This is a genomic window from Micromonospora okii (genome assembly GCF_020884795.1).
Taxonomy (GTDB): Bacteria; Actinomycetota; Actinomycetes; order Mycobacteriales; family Micromonosporaceae; genus Micromonospora; species Micromonospora okii.
Genome location: NZ_BBZF01000021.1, coordinates 2,106 through 21,889 on the forward strand (window position 1 = coordinate 2,106; position 19,784 = coordinate 21,889).

Genomic DNA, 19,784 nt, shown 5'->3' on the forward strand with positions numbered 1-19,784 from the left:
CGACGTCGAGGATCACCCCCAGCCCTCGGGCGTGGGCGGCGTCGACGAAGCGCTTCAGCCCGTCCGGGCCGCCGTAGGGCTCGTGCGGGGCGTACCAGCAGACGCCGTCGTAACCCCAGTTGTGCTCGCCGTTGAAGGCGTTGACCGGCAGCAGCTCGACCATGTCGACGCCGAGGTCGACCAGGTGGTCGAGGCGGCCGATGGCCGCGTCGAAGGTGCCCTCGGGGGTGAACGTGCCGACGTGCAGCTCGTACAGGACGCTGCCGGGCAGTTGCCGGCCGGTCCAGCCGGCGTCGGTCCAGTCGAACGCCGCGTGGTCGTAGCGCCGGCTCGGGCCGTGCACCCCGGCCGGCTGCCAGGGCGAGCGGGGGTCGGGCAGCGCCGTGTCGTCATCGCCGAGGACGAACGCGTAGTCGGTGCCGGGGCCGGTGCCGGGGGCGTCGACCCGCCACCAGCCGCCGGGGTCGGCGCGCATCTCGCGCTCCTCGCCGGCCCCGGGCAGGCGCAGCCGGACCCGGGCGGCCTCGGGCGCCCACACCGCGAACTCGGTCATGAGGTTGCCTCCACGGACTCGGCGGGCGTCAGCAGTGCGACGGGGTAGGTGGCCAGCACGTCGGCGAGGAGCGCCTCGCCGCCACTGTAGACCCGCCCCGTGAACAGGTCGGTCGCCTGGTGAACGGGAAGTGGCAGGGTCGTGTCGCGCCAGCCGCCGTCGCGGGCCAGCCGCACCGGCAGCCGGGTGGCCACGGCCAGCGCGCCGCCCCGGTCGAAGGCGACGGCGTGTGCGGCGGCGGGCCCGTGCGCGGGCACCGGGCGGTAGCCGGTGAACAGCTCCGGGTGGTCGCGGCGCAGCCGCAGGGTCCGCGACACCACGAGCAGCTTCGCCGCCCCGGAGTCGTCCACCGCCGGCAGCCGGCCGGCGTCGAGGTCGGCCAGCAGCTCCCGGCGTACGGCGAAGTCGACCGGGCGGCGGTTGTCCGGGTCGACCAGGGAGTTCTCCCACAGCTCGGTGCCCTGGTAGACGTCGGGCACCCCGGGCATGGCGAGCTGGACGAGCTTCTGCCCGAGGGAGTTGGCGCGGCCGGCGGGGGTGATCTCGGCAACGAACTCGGTCAGCTCGGCGCGCAGCTCGGGATCGTCGTACATCCGGTCGATCACGGCGTGCATGGCCTGCTCGAAGGCGGCGTCGGGGTCGGCCCAGCTCGTGGCGACGGACGCCTCCCGGGCGGCCTTCTCGGCGTACGCGTGCAGCCGCTCCCGCTCGATCGGCCACGCCCCGACGGCGGTCTGCCAGAGCAGGTGGGCGAACGCGGGGTCGGGCAGCGGCGCGAGCGCCGTCCACCGGGTGACCCGCTCGGCCCAGCGTTCGGGCAGCTCGGACAGGACGGCGAGCCGGGCCCGGACGTCCTCGCCACGCTTGGTGTCGTGGGTGGAGAGGGCCGTCATGCCCGCCGGCCAGCGGGCCTGCCGGGCGGCGGTGAGGCGGTGGAACTCGGCCGGCGGGGTGCCGAAGTGGGCGGGGCTGCCGCCGACCTCGTTGAGGGCGACGAAGCGGCTCCACCGGTAGTAGGCGGTGTCCTCGACACCCTTGGCCATGACCGCGCCGGAGAGCTGCGGGAACCGCCGGGCCAGCTCGTCGTCGGGGTCGCCCAGCCGGCGGGTGAGCGCGTCGAGGGTGGCGGCCAGGTCGGGGCGGCGGCGGCCGGCCTCGGCGCGGGCGACGGCCAGGTGCCGGGCCCCCTCGGGCGGGTAGCCCCGGTACACCGGGAAGCAGGCCGCCAGCTCGGCGAGGGCGGCCCGCGCCTGCTCGGGCGGCAGCTCCGGGGCGAGGGCGGCCAGGCGGGTCAGCTCGGCGGCGAGCAGCCGGGTGGCGGCCTCCAGCTTCGTGTCGTGGATCAGGTCCGGCCAGGAGGTGCGGTGGCCGGTCAGCCGGGTGTCGAGGGCGGTGAGGTCGGCTTCCGCGCTCGCGTCGACGAAGAGGCCGCTGACCGGCGCGAGGGCGTCGTAGCCGGTGGTGCCGTCGACCGGCCAGTCGGGCAGCTCCTCGCCGTACTCCAGGATCTTCTCCACCAGCAGCCAGGCATCGGGCGCGGCGGCGCGCAGCGCGGCCAGGTAGCCGGCGGGGTCGCGCAGGCCGTCGGGGTGGTCGACGCGGATGCCGTCGACCTCGCCGGCCGCGACCCAGCGCAGGATCTCCGCGTGGGTGGCGGCGAAGACCTCCGGGTCCTCCACCCGCAGGCCCGCCAGGTCGGACACGGCGAAGAACCGGCGGTACGTCAGCTCGCGGTCCCCGCGCCGCCACGAGACCAGCTCGTATGGCTGCCGGTCGTGGACCTCGCGCGGCGTCCCGTCGCCGGTGCCGTCGGCGATCGGGTAGCGGTGCTCGTGGTAGCGCAGCTCCCCGTCGACGATCTTCAGGTCGGCGAGGGCGTCCGGGTCGTCGGCGAGGACCGGCAGCAGCAGCCGGCCCCGGTCCCAGTCGATGTCGAACCAGCCCGCGTAGGCCGAGGCGCGGCCCCGGCGCAGCACGTCCCACCAGGCGGGGTTGGCCGCCGGCCGGGCCACCCCGGCGTGGTTGGGGACGATGTCGACGACGAGGCCGAGCCCGGCGGCGCGCAGCGCGCGGACCAGCCGGACCCGGGCGGCCTCGCCGCCCAACTCGGGGTTGACCGCGCGGTGGTCGACCACGTCGTAGCCGTGCTGCGAGCCGGGGCTGGCGGTGAGCAGCGGCGCGCTGTAGAGGTGGGTGACGCCGAGGTCGGCGAGGTAGTCGGCCAGGCCGGCGGTGGTGTCGAGGTCGAAGCCGGGGCGGACCTGGACGCGGTAGGTCGCGCGGGGCATGCGGCGGGCGTCGGGCATCGGTCAGGCCGCCCTCTGCAGGACCACCAGGGAGCGGTCCGGCACGCAGACGGTGCCGCCCGCCTCGACGAGGATCGTCTTCTCCGGGTCGGGGTCGGCGGTGCTGATCACCAGCTCCCACCGCCGGCCGAACTCCTCCCCCGGCAGGGTGAAGTCCAGCGGGGCGTCGTGGGCGTTGAAGCAGAGCAGGAACGAGGAGTCCCGGTGGCGCTGGCCGTACGGGCCGCGCTCGCGGATGCCGTCGCCGTTGACGAAGAGGGCCACCGAGCGGCCGAAGTCGTTGCCCCAGTCCTCGCCGGTCATCTCCCGGCCGTCGGGGGTGTACCAGGCCAGGTCGGGCAGGGCGGTGCCGGCGGCCCGGCCGCCGACGGGCAGGCCGGTGAAGAACCGGCGGCGGCGGAACACCTGGTGGTTGCGGCGGAAGTCGACCAGCCGCCGGACGAAGGCCAGCAGCCCGTCGTCGGCGCGGTCCCAGTCGACCCAGGCCAGCTCGCTGTCCTGGCAGTACGCATTGTTGTTGCCGCGCTGGGTGCGGCCCAGCTCGTCGCCGTGGCCGATCATCGGCACGCCCTGGGAGAGGATCAGGGTGGCCAGGAAGTTGCGCCGCTGCCGCGCCCGCAGGGCCAGCACGCCCGGGTCGTCGGTGTCGCCCTCGACGCCGCAGTTCCAGGACCGGTTGTGGCCCTCCCCGTCCCGGTTGTCCTCGCCGTTGGCCTCGTTGTGCTTGTCGTTGTACGAGACCAGGTCGTTGAGGGTGAACCCGTCGTGGCAGGTGACGAAGTTGATGCTGTGGAACGGGCGACGCCCGTCGTCCTGGTAGAGGTCGGCGGAGCCGGAGATGCGGGAGGCGAACTCGGCGAGCGTGGCGGGCTCACCGCGCCAGAAGTCGCGCACGGTGTCGCGGTACTTGCCGTTCCACTCGGTCCACACCGGCGGGAAGTTGCCCACCTGGTAGCCGCCGGGGCCGACGTCCCACGGCTCGGCGATGAGCTTGACCTGGCTGACCACCGGGTCCTGCTGCACCACCTCGAAGAACGTGGAGAGGCGGTCGACCTCGTAGAACTCCCGGGCCAGGGTCGCGGCGAGGTCGAAGCGGAACCCGTCGACGTGCATCTCGGTGACCCAGTACCGCAGCGAATCCATGATCAGTTGAAGCGAGTGCGGGCTGCGCACATTGAGGCTGTTGCCGGTGCCGGTGTAGTCGACGAAGTACCGCCGATCCTCCTCCGACAGCCGGTAGTAGCTCGGGGTGTCGATGCCCTTGAAGCTCAGCGTCGGGCCGAGGTGGTTGCCCTCGGCGGTGTGGTTGTAGACCACGTCGAGGATGACCTCGATGCCGGCGGCGTGCAGCCGCTTGACCATGCCCCGGAACTCCTGCACCTGCTGGCCGAGCCCGCCGAGGGCGGCGTAGCCGTGGTGCGGGGCGAAGAAGCCGATCGTGTTGTAGCCCCAGTAGTTGCGCAGCCCCAGGTCGGCCAGCCGGTGGTCGTGCACGAACTGGTGCACCGGCATCAGCTCCACGGCGGTCACCCCGAGCCGCTGGAAGTACTCGATCATGGGCGGGGAGGCGAGGCCCGCGTACGTGCCGCGCAGCTCCTCGGGGATGTCCGGGTGGCGCATGGTCAGCCCGCGCACGTGCGCCTCGTAGATCACCGAGTGGTGGTACGGGGTGCGCGGCGGGGCGTCGTTGCCCCAGTCGAAGTACGGGTTCACCACCACCGACTTGGGCATGAACGGCGCGGAGTCGCTCTCCGAGCGCCGGTCCGGGTCGCCGCCCAGCTCGTAGTCGTAGACGGCCGGGTCCCACCGCACGTCCCCGTCGACCGCCTTGGCGTACGGGTCGAGCAGGAGCTTGTCCGGGTTGCAGCGCAGGCCGTTGGCCGGGTCCCACGGGCCGTGCACCCGGTAGCCGTACCGCTGGCCGGGCTCGATGCCGGGGAGGTAGCAGTGCCAGACGTACGCGTCGACCTCGCGCAGCTCGACGCGGCGCTCGACGCCGGTGTCCCACTCGTCGAACAGGCACAGCTCGACGCGCTCCGCCACCTCGGAGAAGATCGCGAAGTTGGTGCCCATCCCGTCGTAGGTCGCCCCCAGCGGATACCGCTCACCCGGCCAGACCTGCATGTCGCTCCTTCGCGAAGATCATGAGTGCGCGTCGCACCACGAACACACCGTTCGGCGGGGCCGACGGCGCGCGAGCGGGTATTGCCCCGCCGGTTCCTCCGCCAATCCACCCGAACGGCGGATCGTCGAAGGACCTTTCCCGACGGGCCCGCCACCGCCGCGCGTCGGCGCTTCGCTGCGGTTACGATCTTGCATCCGCACTGGTCACGACGGTGATGATCGGAAAGACTCGCACAATCCGGCGGGGACGAGGTCCGAGGGGGTCGCGGGTGCGGGTGCTCCTGGTGGAAGACGACCTGCGCGTCGCGGCTGCCCTCTCCAAGGCCCTGCGCCGCCGGGGGCACGAGGTGACGCCCGCGATGACGGCCGCCGAGGCGGTCCGGGCCGACGCGGTCGACCTGGTGCTGCTGGACCTGAACCTGCCCGACCGGGACGGCCTGGAGGTGTGCCGGCGGCTGCGCCACGCCGACGAGGACGTCGCCATCATCGTGGTCAGCGCCCGCGCCGAGGAGTACGACCGGGTGGCCGGCCTGCGGGCCGGCGCCGACGACTACGTCGTCAAGCCGTTCTCGATGGCGGAACTGGAGGCGCGGATCGAGGCGGTGATGCGTCGTACGGCGCGCAGCGCCCGGGCCCGGGGCCAGTTGCGGGTCGGCACGCTGCGCATCGACGTCGGCGCCCGGCGGGTGTGGGTGGGCGAGCGGGAGGTCGGCCTGGCCCGCAAGGAGTTCGACCTGCTGGTGGCGCTGGCCCGGCAGGCCGGCACGGTGGTGCCCCGGGACCGGTTGCAGTTGGACGTCTGGCAGACCACCCGGGCCACCCGGCACACCCTCGACGTCCACGTCGCGGCCCTGCGGGGGAAGCTGGACGACGCCGGCCTGGTCGAGACGGTCCGCGGCGTCGGCTACCGGCTGCGCGCGGGGTGACCCCCGGGGTCGACGGGTACGCCGGCCGCCGACGGGGTGGCCGGGCGGCGGAGCGGCCGGGGTTGAATCTCAGGTGATCCTCAAGAATCCTCGGGTTTGCGCCAACGGCGGGCCGAGTGCGGGTGTGCTGGGGCGCACCACCCCCAGCATCCCTCCTGTTTGGAGATCCCCCTTGAGACACAGACGGACAACGGCAGGCGTGTTCTCCGCCCTGCTCGCCGCCGCCCTCGTGGCGACGGCGGCGCCCGCGCTGGCGCAGCCGGGCACGGTCGCCCAGGCGGCGGAGCCGAACCAGGTGCAGGGCCTCACCGTAACCCAGGGCGACGGATTCGCCACGCTCGCGTGGACCCGGGTCGAGGGGGCCAGCGACTACCAGATCGAGCGGACCGCGCTCGCCGCCGACGGCACCCCCGGCACGCCGGTCGTCGTGGGCGTCTGGCGACCCAACCGGCAGGTCAACAACACCGAGCCGACCTTCGCCGACGCGGGCTTCGCCCCCGGCGGTCGCTTCCAGTGGCGGGTGCGGGCCCGGTTCGGCACGACCGAGCAGCCGTACTCGACGCCGGTCGACGGCACCACCCGGTCCCACTGGGGCGACCCGGGCACCCCGGGTGAGAACCTGCGCACCCAGTGGGAGCAGACGCTGGGCGCGCAGTACACCAGCGACGTCAACGAGTACGCCTACACCGCCGCGATCGACGAGGCCAGCGACCGCGTCCGGGTGGTGGAGATCGGGCGCACCGTGCAGGAGCGGCCGATCAACATGCTGGTCATCGGCTACCCGAAGCCGCCGGCGACCCCGGAGGCGGTGGCCGCGACCAACCCGCTGATGGTCAACTGCAACGTGCACGGCAACGAGCCGGGCGACCGCGAGGCATGCCTGATCATGGCCCGGCAGCTCGCCTTCACCAAGGACAGTCAGACCCTCGGCCTGCTGGGCAAGACCACCGTGCTGATCGTGCCGACGATCAACGGCGACGGCCGCGCGGCCAACACCCGAGGCAACTCCACCGGCCAGGACCTCAACCGGGACCACTCGCTGATCCGCCAGCCGGAGACCCGCGCCCTCGCCGAGATGGTCCGCGACTACCGGCCGATCGCCGGCTACGACGGCCACGAGTACGGCAACACCAACACGGGTGACCTGCCGATGCTGCCGCCGCGGCACCAGAACGTGGCGCAGGGGATCTTCGACCAGTCGCAGGACATGATCGAGGGCCACATGTACGGCCGGGGCGCCGAGGACGGCTGGTGGGCCTGCCCGTACGGCTGCACCCCCGGCGCCAACGTGGGCCTGAGCGAGGAGACCATCCTGCGCAACACCCTCGGCCTGAAGAACGTCGTCAACTCCCTGCTGGAGCTGCGCAGCTCCGGCGGCCCGACGCGGCCGGACGAGGGCAACACCGCGAACAACCGCCGGCGCAAGACCTACTCCGCGCTGTGGACGTTCACCGAGTTCTTCAAGTACCACGGCGCCAACGTCAAGGACATCACCCGGGTCCGTGACGAGGGCGTCACGTCCCAGTCCGCCAACGACGGGCGGATCGTGTTCCGGGGCTCCCGGAAGATCGAGGCGTACCCCGCCCCGCACCCCGGCGAGGCCCCGCCGCCCGTGGACGCCCCGACCCCGGACCGGATCCTCGAGCAGGCGCCGTGCGCGTACAGGCTGACCGAGGAGCAGTACCACGGTGAGCGCACCGACGGCCCGGCCGGCAAGCGCACCACCGTGGCCCAGCGCATCGCCGCCCACGGCTGGAAGGTCGTCAAGGTCGCCGACGGCTACCTGGTGCCGCTGGCCCAGCCGCAGCGCGGCCTGATCCCGCTGCTGCTCGACGGGCAGGCCGTCGAGGGCCTGGTCGCCGGCGAGCGGATCGCCCCCACCCTGACCGGCACCCACAACGGCCCGCTGACCGTCTCCGGCGTCGCCTGCCTCGACGGCGCGACCGTCCGGGGCCCGATCCAGGTGCGGTCGGGCGCCGCGCTGATCGTCACCGGCAGCTCGATCAACGGGCCGGTGAACGCCGCCGACGCCGCCGGGCTCTTCGTGACCGACAGCAGGGTCTCCGGCCCGGTGCACGCCACCGGCACCCGGGGCCCCGTCGTCCTCGTGGGCAACGAGCTGAGCGGCCCGGTCGGCGTGTCCGGCGGGAAGGCCACCGCCCCGCTGCTGGCCGGTAACACCGTCGCGGGCCCGCTCACCTGCTCCGGCAACGCGCCGGCCCCGACGAACCTTGAGGTCGCCAACACGGTACGGGGTCCGAAGACGGGCCAGTGCGCGCAGCTCTGACCCGCTGAGCCCTGCCCCGCCCGGGTGCCGGCGGGTCGGCCCTGCGCCGACCCGCCGGCACCACCCGTATCCGGGTTCGACCAGCGCCCGCCCCGGCGTCCCGACCGTTGCCCGTACCGCTTCCGACGACAGTGGAGAAGCCCGTGCCCGACACCCTCGTCCCGGGGCCGCGCCCCGGTCCCGCGTCCCGGGCCGCCCGCCGCCGGCGGGCGGCGACCGGGGCGGCGCTGGCCCTCCTGTTGGCCGTGACCGGGTGCGGCGGCCCCGCCGAGGAGGAGCGCGCCGGGGCGCAGCCCACCGGGAGCGCGGCCCCGGGCGCGGTCGCCGGGCCGCTCTGCGACGCGCTGCCCTCGGGGGCCGAGCCGGGCAGCCCGGCCTCGCTCGTGGGCCGGCCGCCCGCCGAGGCCCTCGCCTGGATTCCCGTGCTCACCATGTTCGAGGCGGCGGTCCGGGCCACCGGGATGGCCGAGGAGCTGGCCGCCGCCGGAGGGCTGACCATCCTCGCCCCGACCGACGACGCCTTCCGGGCCACGTTCTCCACCGCCAACCTGGACCGGCTGCTGCTCTCCGACACCGAGACGCTGCGCCGGCTGCTGCGGGAGCACCTGGTCGACGGGGCGCGTTCGGCCGCCGAGCTGGTCGCCGCCGGCTCCGTCACCACCCGCGCCGGCACCACCCTCACCGTCACCGCGGCCGGGTCGGGGGCCCGGCTGGCCGACAAGGCCGTGACGGTCTGCGCCGACTACCGGGCGGCCGGGGCCCGGGTCCACGTGATCGACAAGGTGCTCGGCGACCTGCCGCACACCGCCGACGAGGAGGACCAGCACCACTGAGCCGCCCCGGCGGCGACCCCGTCCGGCACACCCGATCCGGCCGCCGGCCGCGCGTAACCCGCGCGGTCGGCGGCCGTACCCGTCGAAGGGGCGACGCCGGCGGCCGGTCGGGGCCGGTCCGGGGCTGGTCGGCCCGGCGGACGTCCACCAGATCGGCCGATGACCGGAATCCACTCGAATGAGGCCAGCCGGACCTTTGGGTGTCGTCCGTCACCTTGGGCCCTTTCAAGATGCGGTTCCGGCCCGGATGCCCTTTGCTTGGTGCGGGGGCGTGCAGCAGCCCGCGCCCCTCTCGGCCCTCGGCCACCCCACCACAGCCTGTCACGCCGGCATCGACGTCGGCGCGTTCCAACCTGCACGGACGGAGTTCGATGTGACGACCCTGCGGGCCGGCGAACCCACCACCGCCACCGCCCCGGACCGGGCCTGCCGGCCCATCCTGACCTCGCGTCCCCAGATCCCGCAGCCCGCCGGGCCCGGGGTGCCCCCGCAGACCCGTCGCATCCTCATGCTCTCCTGGGAGTACCCGCCGGTGCTCGTCGGCGGCCTCGGCCGCCACGTCCACGCCCTCTCCGTCGCCCTCGCCGCCGCCGGCCACGAGGTCACCGTCGTCACCCGCCACGCCGACGGCGCACCCCTGGAGGAGTACGCCGACGGCGTCCGCATCCTGCGCGCCGCCGAGGACCCCGTCACCTTCCCCCTCGCCACCTCCAGCCTGCTGGCCTGGACCATGGCCTTCAACCACACCCTCACCCGCGCCGCCCTCCGCGCCACCGAGAGCGCCTCCTACGACGTCATCCACGCCCACGACTGGCTCGTCGCGCACACCGCGATGACGCTGCGGGACCACCTCGACATCCCCCTGGTCAGCACGATCCACGCCACCGAGGCGGGCCGGCACCAGGGCTGGCTGCCCGAGGAGATGAACCGCACCATCCACGGCGTCGAGCACTGGCTGGCCGGCGAGTCCAACCGGGTGGTCGTCTGCTCCGGCTACATGCGCGACGAGGTCAACGCGCTGTTCGGGGTGCCGACCAGCCGGGTCGACGTGGTGCCCAACGGGGTGGAGCCGCACCGCTGGAGGGTGCCGACCTCGGCGGTCGCCTCCGCCCGGTCCCGGTTCGCCACCGACGGCCCCCTGGTGACCTTCGCGGGCCGGCTGGTCTACGAGAAGGGCGTGCAGCACCTGCTGGCCGGGCTGCCCCGGCTGCGCGAGCGGCACCCCGGGCTGCGCGCCGTCATCGTCGGCGACGGGCCGTACAAGTCGGCCCTGGAGTCGGAGGTGCACCGGCTCGGCCTCGGCGGCACGGTGAGCATGCCGGGCTTCCTCGGCGGCACCGACCTGCCCGCCGTGATGGCCGCCTCGGACTGCTTCGCCGTGCCGAGCATCTACGAGCCGTTCGGCATGGTCGCCCTGGAGGGGGCGGCGGCCGGCGCGCCCCTCGCGGTCGCCTCCACCGGCGGCCTGGCCGAGATCGTGGAGCCGGGCGTCACCGGGATGACCTTCGCCCCGCAGGACCCGGACGGCCTGACCGAGGCGGTGCACGCCCTGCTCTCCGACCGCGAGCGCGCCCGGGCGCTGGCCCGGCGGGCCCGCCTCATGGTGCACGAGCGGTACGGGTGGACGGCCATCGCGCAGCGCACCGCCGACGCGTACGGGGCGGCGATCGCCAAGGCTCCGGCATTCACGGCGGAGCACGCCGCGCGGCGGATGGCCGAGGGCCGCTCCCCGCTGCGGATCGCCGAAGGCAACCTCCTGGCCGCCGCCGGCCTCCGCTGACCTGTGTAAGGAAGGGCCCCCTGTTAACGCTTTCGGTATAGCAGGGGCCCCCTCCTAACGCGCCGGGCCTCGCCGCGCCGGACTCGCGGGCGCGGGCCGCAGCCAGGCCGGGCCTCGCGCCGGGGCGCGCTCGCCCCGCCGCCCCCGCAGCGCGCCCGTGACCGCAGGACGCAGACGACGGGCCGCCCACCCCGGATGGGGGTCGGCGGCCCGTTCGGCGTCAGGGAGCCGGCGTTCAGCGCTCCGTGATCGGGACGTACGCCCGCTCCGGCGAGCCGGTGTAGACCTGGCGCGGACGGCCGATCTTGGTCTCCGGGTCGTTGAGCATCTCGCGCCACTGGGCGATCCAGCCGGGGAGCCGGCCGAGGGCGAACAGCACCGTGAACATCTTCGTCGGGAAGCCCATGGCCTTGTAGATCAGGCCGGTGTAGAAGTCCACGTTCGGGTAGAGCCGGCGGGAGACGAAGAAGTCGTCGGCGAGCGCGATCTCCTCCAGCTCCACCGCGAGGTCCAGCAGCGGGTCCGGCTTGGCCATCCGGCCGAGCACGTCCTGGGCGGCCTTCTTCACGATGGCGGCGCGCGGGTCGTAGTTCTTGTAGACCCGGTGGCCGAAGCCCATCAGCTTCACGCCGTCCTGCTTGTCCTTCACCTTGCGGACGAAGGACGCGACGTCGCCGCCGTCGGCCTGGATCTTCTGGAGCATCTCCAGCACGGCCTGGTTGGCGCCGCCGTGCAGGGGGCCGAAGAGCGCGTTCACGCCGGCCGAGACCGAGGCGAAGAGGTTGGCGTTGCTGGAGCCGACCAGCCGCACCGTCGAGGTGGAGCAGTTCTGCTCGTGGTCGGCGTGCAGCACGAACAGCATGTCCAGGACCTTGGCCATGACCGGGTCGACCTCGTACGGCTCCGCCGGCACGCCGAACGTCATCCGCAGGAAGTTCTCCACGTAGCCCAGCGAGTTGTCCGGGTACAGCAGCGGCTGGCCGATGGACTTCTTGTACGCGTACGAGGCGATGGTCGGGACCTTGGCCATCAGCCGGACCGTGGACATCTCGACGTGCTCGGTGTCGAACGGGTCGAGGCTGTCCTGGTAGAAGGTCGAGATGGCGCTCACCGCCGAGGAGAGCACCGCCATCGGGTGCGCGTCGCGGGGGAAGCCGTCGAAGAACCGGCGCATCTCCTCGTGCAGCAGCGAGTGCCGCCGGATCCGCTCGGTGAACTCGCTCAGCTCCTGCTGGCCCGGCAGCTCGCCGTAGATCAACAGGTAGGAGACCTCCAGGAAGGAGGAGTTCCCGGCCAGCTGCTCGATCGGGTAGCCCCGGTACCGCAGGATGCCCGCGTCGCCGTCGATGTAGGTGATCGCGGACGAGCACGCCGCGGTGTTGACGAAACCGGGATCGTACGTGGTCATCCCGGTTTCCTTGAGAAGCTTGCTCACGCCGATGCCGGCGGGGCCCTCGACCGCCGACTGCACCGGCATCGACAGCTGCCCACCGGGGTGATCGAGCTTGACTTCCGTCATGTGGTTCCTCGCTTCGCCGGCAGATCTACTTTGAAATTGCCTTCGCTTTTACCGTAAACACGGTTGCGGGGACACCGCTCGCCGTGGTTCGGCGGTGAGGTATGCGTCACCCGTTTTCCGGGTGGCAGGCCAGCTCGGCGGGCATGAGACGGCAGCAAAGCAGGGCAAAGCGTTAATAAGGGGCCCTTGCTATACACCAGGCGTTAACAAGGGGCCCTTCCTTGCAACTCTCAGGAAAGACTCAGGCTGCGCAGGTCGTCGGCCGGTCCCAGCCGGTACACGTCGAGCCGGTTCTTCCCGGCGCGGAACAGCCGGTCGTCGGGGAGGAACGCCGCGAAGCGGCGGCCCCCCGCGTCCGGGGGCACCACCGGAACGACCGCGCCGACGCGGCCGTTGACCGCGACGGCGAGCAGGGTGCCGTCGGGCACCGAGGCGTCGACGCTGCCCCAGACCAGAGCCGGCAGCTCGCCGGTGTCCGGGTCGACGGCGCGGAACGCGGCCAGGTCGGCCACCCGGGCGCTGCCGGCGGTCGGCCGGCGGCCCACGGTCGTGCCGACCAGCGGGTGGGGCGGCGGCTGCGGCGGCGCGGTGGGGACGCCGCCGGGGAGCACGAGCGGCTCGCCGGGACGCTCGTAGAACCGCTTGTCGGCGCGCTCGCGGGGGGCCTGCCGGGCGGATCGGCCGTCGACCCGCCACGGGACGCGCACGTGGGCGAGGTCGGCGACGGTGGGCAGCAGGTCGACGTGCTCCCAGTTGCGGTCGTCGACCCGGCCGGCGCGCTGGCCGGGCTCCTTGACGAACATCGGCACCCAGGCGACCTGCCCGGCCGCCGCCCGGATCGCGTCCGCCCCGCGCCCCTGGGCCGCGGCGTCGAAGCTGACCCCGTGGTCGGCGGTGACCACCACCGCCGCGGCGTCGTACAGGCCGGTGGCGCGCAGGGTGCGCAGCGTCTCGCCGATGAGCCGGTCGGTGTACGCGAGCTGGGCGAGGTGCCGCTGCCGGGCCAGGTCGATCCAGCCCGCGCCGTCGTTGGGCAGGTCGTCGGGGGCGGCGTAGCGGGCCCCGGAGGGCAGGAACTGCCACGGCGCGTGCGGCATCAGCAGGTGCAGGAAGTGCAGGGTGGGCCGGTCGCTGGGGCGCAGCCCGGCCAGGAACGCGGCGAACCGGGCCGGCTGGTTGTCGTCCAGGCTGTCCCAGCGGAACTTCGGGTCGTCGGGGACGGGCTCGGCGGCGTCCAGCCCCGCCTCGGCGGCGGTCCGCTCGCGGTAGGACGCCTCGGGGTCGATCCGGCTCTCCACCGGGGCGGTGAGCTGGCGCAGCAGCTTCCCGCTCTCCCGCAGCAGCGTGCCGAACCCCTGCCTCGGCCGGGGCGGCAGCTCGCAGCGGCTGGGCGGGCAGAGCCGGGTGATGCTCTCCTCGGCGCGGATGTCGTACCGGCCGCCGAGGGCGGTGAACAGGTTGTCGGGGTACTGCGAGTAGTGCGGCGCGGCCGGCCGCTGCGGGTAGCGGCCGGTGAGCATGGCCGGCAGCGCGTACGGCGTCCACCCGCTGACGCCGGTGGCGTTGCGGTACCAGGTGGAGCCGCCGGCCAGCTCGGCGAAGTGCGGGTAGCGGGCGGCGTCGATCCGCCCGTCCGGGCCGAGCAGGGAGACCAGCGGCAGCTCGTCGAGGACCAGCAGGACCACCGGTGGGTTCCCGCCCGCGACGGCCGCCCCGGCCGCGCCGACCCCGCCGCTGGGCAGCACGACGGCCGAGGCCGGGGAAGCGAACAGGAACAGCGCCACGAAGGCCGGGGGCCCGGCGGCGGCCACCCGCAGCACCCGACCCGGGCCGCGCCACCGCCGGTGCGCGGCGGCCCCGGCCGCGCCGGCCGCCACGGCCACGAACAGCAGCGGTACGCCCCGCAGCGGCGTGCCGTGCCGCCCCACCTGCACGGCGAGGGCGGCCAGCAGCAGGCCGACGACGCCGGTGTGCGCGGCGGCGCGGGCCGCCCGGCCGGCCAGCCGGCTCGCCGCGCCGAGCAGCGCGACCGCCAGCGTGGGGGCCAGCGCGATCGACGCCACCAGCGTCAGGGCCTCGCCCGGGGTCGAGCGGTGGAACAGGAAGAAGTCGGGGCTGCGGCCGAGCACGTCCAGCATCGGCTGGGTGACCACCAGCCCGACCAGGGCCGCCACCTCCAGCAGCCGGCGCAGCTCCGCCCGCCACCCGGACGGTTCGGCGGCCGGTCGCGGGTCGGTCGACGGCGGGGCCGCGTCGGCGGGCGGGGCGGGTGCCGGGGGCTCCGGGGACGCGGGGGGCGCGTCAGCCACCCACCACCACCTCGTAGAGGGTGCGGGTGCCGCCGGGCAGCTCGACGCGCCGCCGGATGCGGCACCGCGCGGCGAGCAGCCGGTCGAAGACCTCGGCCCGGTAGTCGCCGAAGAGCCCGGCCGGCCGGTTGGCCAGCAGCCGCCGGGCCATCGGGTCCTCGGGGTGGACGAACTCGACCAGCAGCCGGCCGCCGGGGGCGCAGGCGTCGGCGAGCTGGTCGACGACCTGCCCCAGCGGCACGTTGCGCCCGATCGCCAGGTGGTGCGCGACGGCGAGGGCGAGCACCACGTCCGCCCGCGCCCGGCGGGCGAAGGGCGCCCGCTCCGCGCCGCGCCAGCCGCCCCCGGGCGACGGGTCGGCCAGGTCCATCACGAGCGGCAGTACGCGTGGCTGCTCCTCGGCGCGCAGCGCGGCGTACAGCTCGTCGGCCACGGCCGGGTCCTGCTCGACGGCGACCACGTAGCCGGCGTGCCGGGCGGCCAGGCGGGCGTACCGGCCGTCGTTGGCGCCCAGGTCGAGGACCAGCTCGGGTGGCGGGCCGGCGGTCAGCGCGGCGGCGACGAAGCGCTCCTTGGCGGCCCGGTCCCCCGCCGAGTACGTGCAGGTGTCCCGGTAGTCGGCCCAGTGGCTGCGGACCCGGCGGGGCCTCAGCCGGCGGATCAGCCGCTCGATGCGGCGGGCGGTGGCCAGGGCCAGCCCGCGGGAGTACCCGGCGGTGCGCAACTGCTCGCGCACCTCGCTGCCGCTGGCGGCGGCGTGCCGCCGTTGCAGGGCGGAGTGCAGGTGCACGTGGGTGGGCACGCCGGGCAGCAGCCGCCGGGCGCCGGTGAACAGCCGGCGCATCTGCTCGGCCGGGATGCCGTCGACCTGGGCGCGCAGCCAGGGCTGGAAGTCCACGCCGAGGTGGGCGGTGAGCAGCAGCGGGTAGAGCAGGGTCTGACAGAACTGCCGGTAGCCGGCCCAGGGCTCGCCGTCGCGGGCCGGCTCGAACGAGCCCACGTCGATGAAGACCGGATGCGCGCCGCGCCACTGGAGGTTGTAGGCCGAGCCGTCCTTGATGGTGAAGCCGGCGGCCAGCGCGGCGCGCAGCACCTCCAGGTGCAGCAGCGCCGCGTCGCGCAGCATCCCGAACGTCCACTCGTAGGGGTGGGAGACGAACGGGATGCGTTCGTGGCGCAGCACCGCCGCCCAGGGCCGCCCGTCGGGGGCGGGGAACCGGGCCGCCGCGACCGGCTCGGTGCCGCAGACCTTGCCGGCGGCGACCAGCGGCGGGAAGAAGTCGCTGGCGGCCAGGGCCCGCCAGTCCTCGGCCGCCCGCGCGTCGAGCCCGCGCAGCACCTCGCCGTCGGCGTAGAAGACGCGGTTGGTGGGGTCGCGGAACGAGCCGGGCTCGCCCCGGACCTCGGTGTCGGGAACCGTCATCGCCGCCGCCCCGCTCAGGGCCGGTCGGCGGGCCGGCGACGGAACCGGGCCGTCAGCCGACGCCAGTAGAGCCGGGCGGCCACCGCCGCCCCGGCCACCCCGCCGACCACCGCCTGCACGATCAGACTGCCGGACCCCGCGTCCAGGTAGGCCAGGTGTTCCACCGACCGCTCCTTCCCTCGCGTCTCGACACCGGCGCACGCCGGTTGGCCCCTCAGGGGGATTTGCCCGTAAAGCCGGACTTGTCTGACACGCTACGCCGATCGTCCGGTCGTGAGGGCCACACCCGGCACTCCGCCCGGATGTCCGTTCCGTTCAAGACGCCCGCCGGGGGCCGCCCTAACCTGGGGGCCATGGCACCGACACTCGACCTGATCGGGATGGTCAGCAGTGACCTCCCCCGCTCCCTCGCCTTCTACCGGCGGCTCGGCCTCGACATCCCGGCCGAGGCCGACACCGCGCCGCACGTGGAGGTCACCCTGCCCGGGGGCCTACGGCTGGCCTGGGACACCGCCGAGACCATCCGCGCTTTCGAGCCGGACTGGAAGCCCGGGGGTGGCGGCGGGGCGAGCCTCGCCTTCCGCTGCGCCGACCCGGCCGAGGTGGACCGGCTCTACGCGGAACTGGTGGCCGAGGGGCACGAGGGCCACCTGCCGCCGTGGGACGCCGAGTGGGGCCAGCGGTACGCGGTGGTGCTCGACCCGGACGGCAACGGCGTGGACCTGTTCGCCCCGCTCCCGCAGGGCTGAGCCGGCACCAGGCCGGGCCGCTCAGCGGGACAGCAGGGCGGCCGGGGGCAACCCGGTCAGCTCCCGCACGTCGCGGGTGAGGTGGGCCTGGTCGGCGTACCCTGCCTCGACGGCCACTTCGGCCAGCGGCGTCCCAGCGCGGGCCAAAGCGAGCGCCCGGCGCATCCGCAGGATGCGGGCGAGGGTCTTCGGGCCGTACCCGAAGAGGATCCGGCTGCGGCGGTGCAGCGCCCGCGCGCCGAGGCCGACCTCGGCGGCGGTCGCGGCCACCGGCCGGCCGGCCGCCAGCAGGGCGGCGACCTGCTCGCCGACCGGGTCGGGCCCGCCGGCCGCAGCGAGCCGGCCGGCGGCGAGCGCCTCCAGCGCGCCGCCCGTGGGGCGCTCCCCCAGCCGCTCGGCGGCCTCCTCGCCCGCCCGGCCCCACAGCGCGTCCAGCGGCACCCGGCGGTCGCGCAGCTCGTGGGCGGGGACGCCGAGGACGGCCGGGCCGACGCCCGGCGGCAGCCGCAGCCCCAGCCACCGCTCCCCCGGCACCGAGCGGGTCGGGTGCGCCGTCCGGTCCGGCCCGGCGACCAGCAGCCCGACGCGGCTGGACCAGAGCAGGTCGAGGCACCCGTCCGGCAGCACCCGGCCCGGGGTGCCGTCGCTCACGCTGGTCCACAGCACGGCGCCGGGCAGGGCCGCCGGACGTTCCCGATACATCCGCCCCAGCCTGCCATGCCCGTCAGCCGGCGGATGCGGTGGACGGCGCCGCGCCCGGCGGCGGGCCGGTGCCGGCGCTACCCGCGAGGGCCGGCAGGGAGACGGTGAACTCGGTGCGCCCCGGGCGGCTGTGCAACCCGACGCGGCCGTGGTGGGCCTCCACCACCGCCGCCACGATGGCCAGGCCGAGGCCGGTGCTGCCCTGGGCGCGGGAGCGGGAGGTGTCGCCCCGGGCGAACCGCTCGAAGACCTCGCCCCGCAGCTCGGGCGGGACGCCGGGCCCGTCGTCGGTGACGCTGAGGGTGACCCCGTCGGGGCCGGCGGCGAGCCGGGTGGTGACGGTGCTGCCCGGCGGGGTGTGCACCCGGGCGTTGGCCAGCAGGTTCACCACCACCTGGTGCAGCCGGGCAGCGTCGCCCGGCACCAGCAGCTCCGCCTCGGGCAGGTCGAGCCGCCAGCGGTGCTGCGGGCCGGCGACGTGCGCGTCGCTGACCGCGTCGACGACCAGCGCCGTCAGGTCGACCGGCTCGACGGCGAGCGGCCGGCCGGAGTCCAGCCGGGCGAGCAGCAGCAGGTCGTCGACGAGGCTGGTCATCCGGGTGCTCTCCGACTCGACCCGGCGCAGCGCGTGCGCCACGTCGGGCGGGACGCGGTCGCGCCCGCGCCGCGCCACCTCCGCGTACCCCCGGATCGCGGCGAGGGGGGTGCGCAGCTCGTGGCTGGCGTCGGCGACGAACTGGCGTACCCGGGTCTCGCTGGCCTGGCGGGCGGCGAGCGCGGCGGCGACGTGCCCGAGCATCCGGTTGAGCGCGCCGCCGACCTGGCCCACCTCGGTGCGGGGGTCGGTGTCGGCGTCGGGCACCCGCACCGACAGCGCCACCTCGCCCCGGTCCAGCGGCAGCTCGGTGACCCGGGTCGCGGTGCCGGCGACCCGGCGCAGCGGGCGCAGGGTGGCCTGGACGATCAGCGCGCCGAGGCTGCCGGCGACGAGCAGGCCGGCGGTCGCGACGGCGGCCTGGGCCGCCACCATCGACCAGATCGTCTCCTGGACGCCGGCCAGCGGCAGCGCGAAGACGAGCACCTGGTCGTCGACGAACGGCCGGGCGACCGCCCGGTAGTCGCCCTGCTCGCCGAGGTCCACGGTGTGCGGACGGCCGTCGGCGGTCAGCGTGCCGAGGGGCGCGGCGACGTCGGTGGGCAACGCCTCGACCGTGCCGGCCGGGGTGCGCACCTTCGCCGACTCGACCCGGCCGGCGACGACCCGGGCGGCGACCGAGCCGGCCGGGAAGCCGGGCGGCAGCTCGACGTCGCGCGGCGGCATCGGCGGGGTGGTGAACCAGGGCGGCCGTTCCCCGCCGCGCCGCTGCTGGTTGAACGTGAGCTGGTCGTCGAGCTGGCCGACGAGGAAGTGCCGCAGCGCCACCGTGGTCAGCCCGCCGATGGCGACGCTGACCAGGGCGAGCAGCGCCACCACGGCGGCGACCAGCCGGGCCCGCAGGGATCGGCCGGCCAGCCACCGGCGCAGCCGCTCAGTCGGCCGGCTTGAGGACATACCCCGCGCCGCGCAGCGTGTGGATCATCGGCGTCCGCCCGGCGTCGATCTTCTTCCGCAGGTACGAGATGTACAGCTCCACGACGTTGGCCTGCCCGCCGAAGTCGTAGTTCCAGACGTGGTCGAGGATCTGCGCCTTGCTCAGCACCCGACGCGGGTTGCGCATCAGGTAGCGCAGCAGCTCGAACTCCGTCGCGGTGAGGGTGACGAGCTGGTCGCCCCGGCGCACCTCGTGGCTGTCCTCATCGAGGCTGAGGTCGCCGACGGTCAGCACCGCGTCGGACCGGGCGGCGACGGCGAACCCGGAGCGGCGCAGCAGCGCCCGCAGCCGGGCGATGACCTCCTCGAGGCTGAACGGCTTGGTGACGTAGTCGTCGCCGCCGACGGTGAGCCCGGCGATGCGCTCCTCCACCGCGTCGCGGGCCGTCAGGAACAGCACCGGCACGGTCGGGGTGTGCTCGCGCAGCCGGCGCAGCACCTGGAGGCCGTCCAGGTCCGGCAGCATCACGTCGAGCACCACGGCGTCCGGCTGGAACTGCCGGGCCGTGCTCAGCGCCGACATCCCGTTACCGGCGGTGCGCACCTGCCAGCCCTCGTAGCGCAGTGCCATCGACAGCAGGTCGGTGAGCGTCGGCTCGTCGTCGACCACCAGCACCCGGACGGGCTCGCCGTCCGGGCGGCGCAACTCGATACGGCCCTGCGCGGCCTGCCACTCCATGAC

At 74.8% G+C, this 19,784-nt stretch carries 15 protein-coding genes; 5 read left to right on the plus strand and 10 right to left on the minus strand.

What is annotated here, in order from left to right; genetic code table 11:
- The 3 genes from LPU43_RS20035 to glgX form a co-directional block, all read right to left on the minus strand.
- A partial coding sequence (locus tag LPU43_RS20035) for an alpha-amylase family glycosyl hydrolase (RefSeq protein WP_255686354.1) occupies window positions 1-553 on the minus strand: 553 nt, incomplete at its 3' end.
- Window positions 550-2,841, minus strand: coding sequence for a malto-oligosyltrehalose synthase (gene treY, locus LPU43_RS20040; RefSeq protein WP_373321763.1), 2,292 nt, complete (start codon window positions 2,839-2,841; stop codon window positions 550-552). The genes LPU43_RS20035 and treY, both read right to left, overlap by 4 nt.
- 21 nt (window positions 2,842-2,862) lie before the next feature.
- Window positions 2,863-4,983 carry a glycogen debranching protein GlgX gene (gene glgX, locus LPU43_RS20045; RefSeq protein ID WP_229402021.1) on the minus strand — a complete coding sequence of 707 codons (2,121 nt, stop codon included), beginning with the start codon at window positions 4,981-4,983 and terminating at the stop codon, window positions 2,863-2,865.
- Between the two features lie 269 nt (window positions 4,984-5,252).
- Here glgX and LPU43_RS20050 point away from each other — a divergent pair, with 269 nt between their 5' ends.
- From LPU43_RS20050 to LPU43_RS20065, 4 genes are all read left to right on the plus strand, one after another.
- Window positions 5,253-5,909 carry a response regulator transcription factor gene (locus tag LPU43_RS20050; protein WP_229402022.1) on the plus strand — a complete coding sequence of 219 codons (657 nt, stop codon included), beginning with the start codon at window positions 5,253-5,255 and terminating at the stop codon, window positions 5,907-5,909.
- Between the two features lie 199 nt (window positions 5,910-6,108).
- Window positions 6,109-8,196, plus strand: coding sequence for a M14 family metallopeptidase (locus LPU43_RS20055; protein WP_229402023.1), 2,088 nt, complete (start codon window positions 6,109-6,111; stop codon window positions 8,194-8,196).
- Between the two features lie 143 nt (window positions 8,197-8,339).
- Window positions 8,340-9,029 carry a fasciclin domain-containing protein gene (locus LPU43_RS20060; protein ID WP_229402024.1) on the plus strand — a complete coding sequence of 230 codons (690 nt, stop codon included), beginning with the start codon at window positions 8,340-8,342 and terminating at the stop codon, window positions 9,027-9,029.
- 373 nt (window positions 9,030-9,402) lie between these two features.
- Window positions 9,403-10,809, plus strand: a complete 1,407-nt coding sequence (locus LPU43_RS20065; RefSeq protein ID WP_229402025.1) for a glycosyltransferase family 4 protein — start codon at window positions 9,403-9,405, stop codon at window positions 10,807-10,809.
- 235 nt (window positions 10,810-11,044) lie between these two features.
- Here the strand turns inward: LPU43_RS20065 and LPU43_RS20070 are convergent, their stop codons facing one another.
- The 4 genes from LPU43_RS20070 to LPU43_RS20085 form a co-directional block, all read right to left on the minus strand.
- Entirely contained in the window at window positions 11,045-12,328 is a 1,284-nt protein-coding gene (locus LPU43_RS20070; RefSeq protein WP_229402026.1) for a citrate synthase, read from the minus strand.
- 230 nt (window positions 12,329-12,558) lie between these two features.
- Window positions 12,559-14,637 (minus strand): sulfatase-like hydrolase/transferase, encoded by a 2,079-nt coding sequence (locus tag LPU43_RS20075; RefSeq protein ID WP_229402027.1) that lies wholly within the window; start codon window positions 14,635-14,637, stop codon window positions 12,559-12,561.
- Window positions 14,630-16,060 (minus strand): class I SAM-dependent methyltransferase, encoded by a 1,431-nt coding sequence (locus LPU43_RS20080; protein ID WP_229402028.1) that lies wholly within the window; start codon window positions 16,058-16,060, stop codon window positions 14,630-14,632. The genes LPU43_RS20075 and LPU43_RS20080 overlap by 8 nt, the downstream gene beginning before the upstream one ends.
- Before the next feature lie 14 nt (window positions 16,061-16,074).
- Window positions 16,075-16,224 carry a hypothetical protein gene (locus LPU43_RS20085; RefSeq protein WP_229402029.1) on the minus strand — a complete coding sequence of 50 codons (150 nt, stop codon included), beginning with the start codon at window positions 16,222-16,224 and terminating at the stop codon, window positions 16,075-16,077.
- A 189-nt stretch (window positions 16,225-16,413) separates the two neighbouring features.
- Here LPU43_RS20085 and LPU43_RS20090 point away from each other — a divergent pair, with 189 nt between their 5' ends.
- Window positions 16,414-16,809: a VOC family protein gene (locus tag LPU43_RS20090; RefSeq protein ID WP_229402030.1), complete on the plus strand. Its 396-nt coding sequence runs from the start codon at window positions 16,414-16,416 to the stop codon at window positions 16,807-16,809.
- A 21-nt stretch (window positions 16,810-16,830) separates the two neighbouring features.
- On the opposite strand, the gene LPU43_RS20095 is transcribed toward LPU43_RS20090, so the two are convergent.
- From LPU43_RS20095 to LPU43_RS20105, 3 genes are read right to left on the minus strand one after another with little or no spacing between them, the layout of a single operon-like run.
- The gene (locus LPU43_RS20095; protein WP_229402031.1) at window positions 16,831-17,511 is read right to left on the minus strand and encodes an AraC family transcriptional regulator; all 681 of its coding nucleotides are present in this window, start codon (window positions 17,509-17,511) and stop codon (window positions 16,831-16,833) included.
- 22 nt (window positions 17,512-17,533) lie between these two features.
- Window positions 17,534-19,063 carry a sensor histidine kinase gene (locus LPU43_RS20100; protein WP_229402032.1) on the minus strand — a complete coding sequence of 510 codons (1,530 nt, stop codon included), beginning with the start codon at window positions 19,061-19,063 and terminating at the stop codon, window positions 17,534-17,536.
- Window positions 19,041-19,781: a response regulator transcription factor gene (locus LPU43_RS20105; RefSeq protein ID WP_229402191.1), complete on the minus strand. Its 741-nt coding sequence runs from the start codon at window positions 19,779-19,781 to the stop codon at window positions 19,041-19,043. The genes LPU43_RS20100 and LPU43_RS20105 overlap by 23 nt, the downstream gene beginning before the upstream one ends.
- Window positions 19,782-19,784: the final 3 nt, after the last annotated feature.

Bases quoted from the DNA above. Each gene is read 5' to 3' on its own strand.
- treY (WP_373321763.1), bottom strand. From the start codon at position 2,841: ATGCCCCGCGCGACCTACCGCGTCCAGGTCCGCCCCGGCTTCGACCTC.
- glgX (WP_229402021.1), bottom strand. From the start codon at position 4,983: ATGCAGGTCTGGCCGGGTGAGCGGTATCCGCTGGGGGCGACCTACGAC.
- LPU43_RS20070 (WP_229402026.1), bottom strand. From the start codon at position 12,328: ATGACGGAAGTCAAGCTCGATCACCCCGGTGGGCAGCTGTCGATGCCG.
- LPU43_RS20080 (WP_229402028.1), bottom strand. From the start codon at position 16,060: ATGACGGTTCCCGACACCGAGGTCCGGGGCGAGCCCGGCTCGTTCCGC.
- LPU43_RS20090 (WP_229402030.1), top strand. From the start codon at position 16,414: ATGGCACCGACACTCGACCTGATCGGGATGGTCAGCAGTGACCTCCCC.
- LPU43_RS20095 (WP_229402031.1), bottom strand. From the start codon at position 17,511: ATGTATCGGGAACGTCCGGCGGCCCTGCCCGGCGCCGTGCTGTGGACC.
- LPU43_RS20100 (WP_229402032.1), bottom strand. From the start codon at position 19,063: ATGTCCTCAAGCCGGCCGACTGAGCGGCTGCGCCGGTGGCTGGCCGGC.
- LPU43_RS20105 (WP_229402191.1), bottom strand. From the start codon at position 19,781: ATGGAGTGGCAGGCCGCGCAGGGCCGTATCGAGTTGCGCCGCCCGGAC.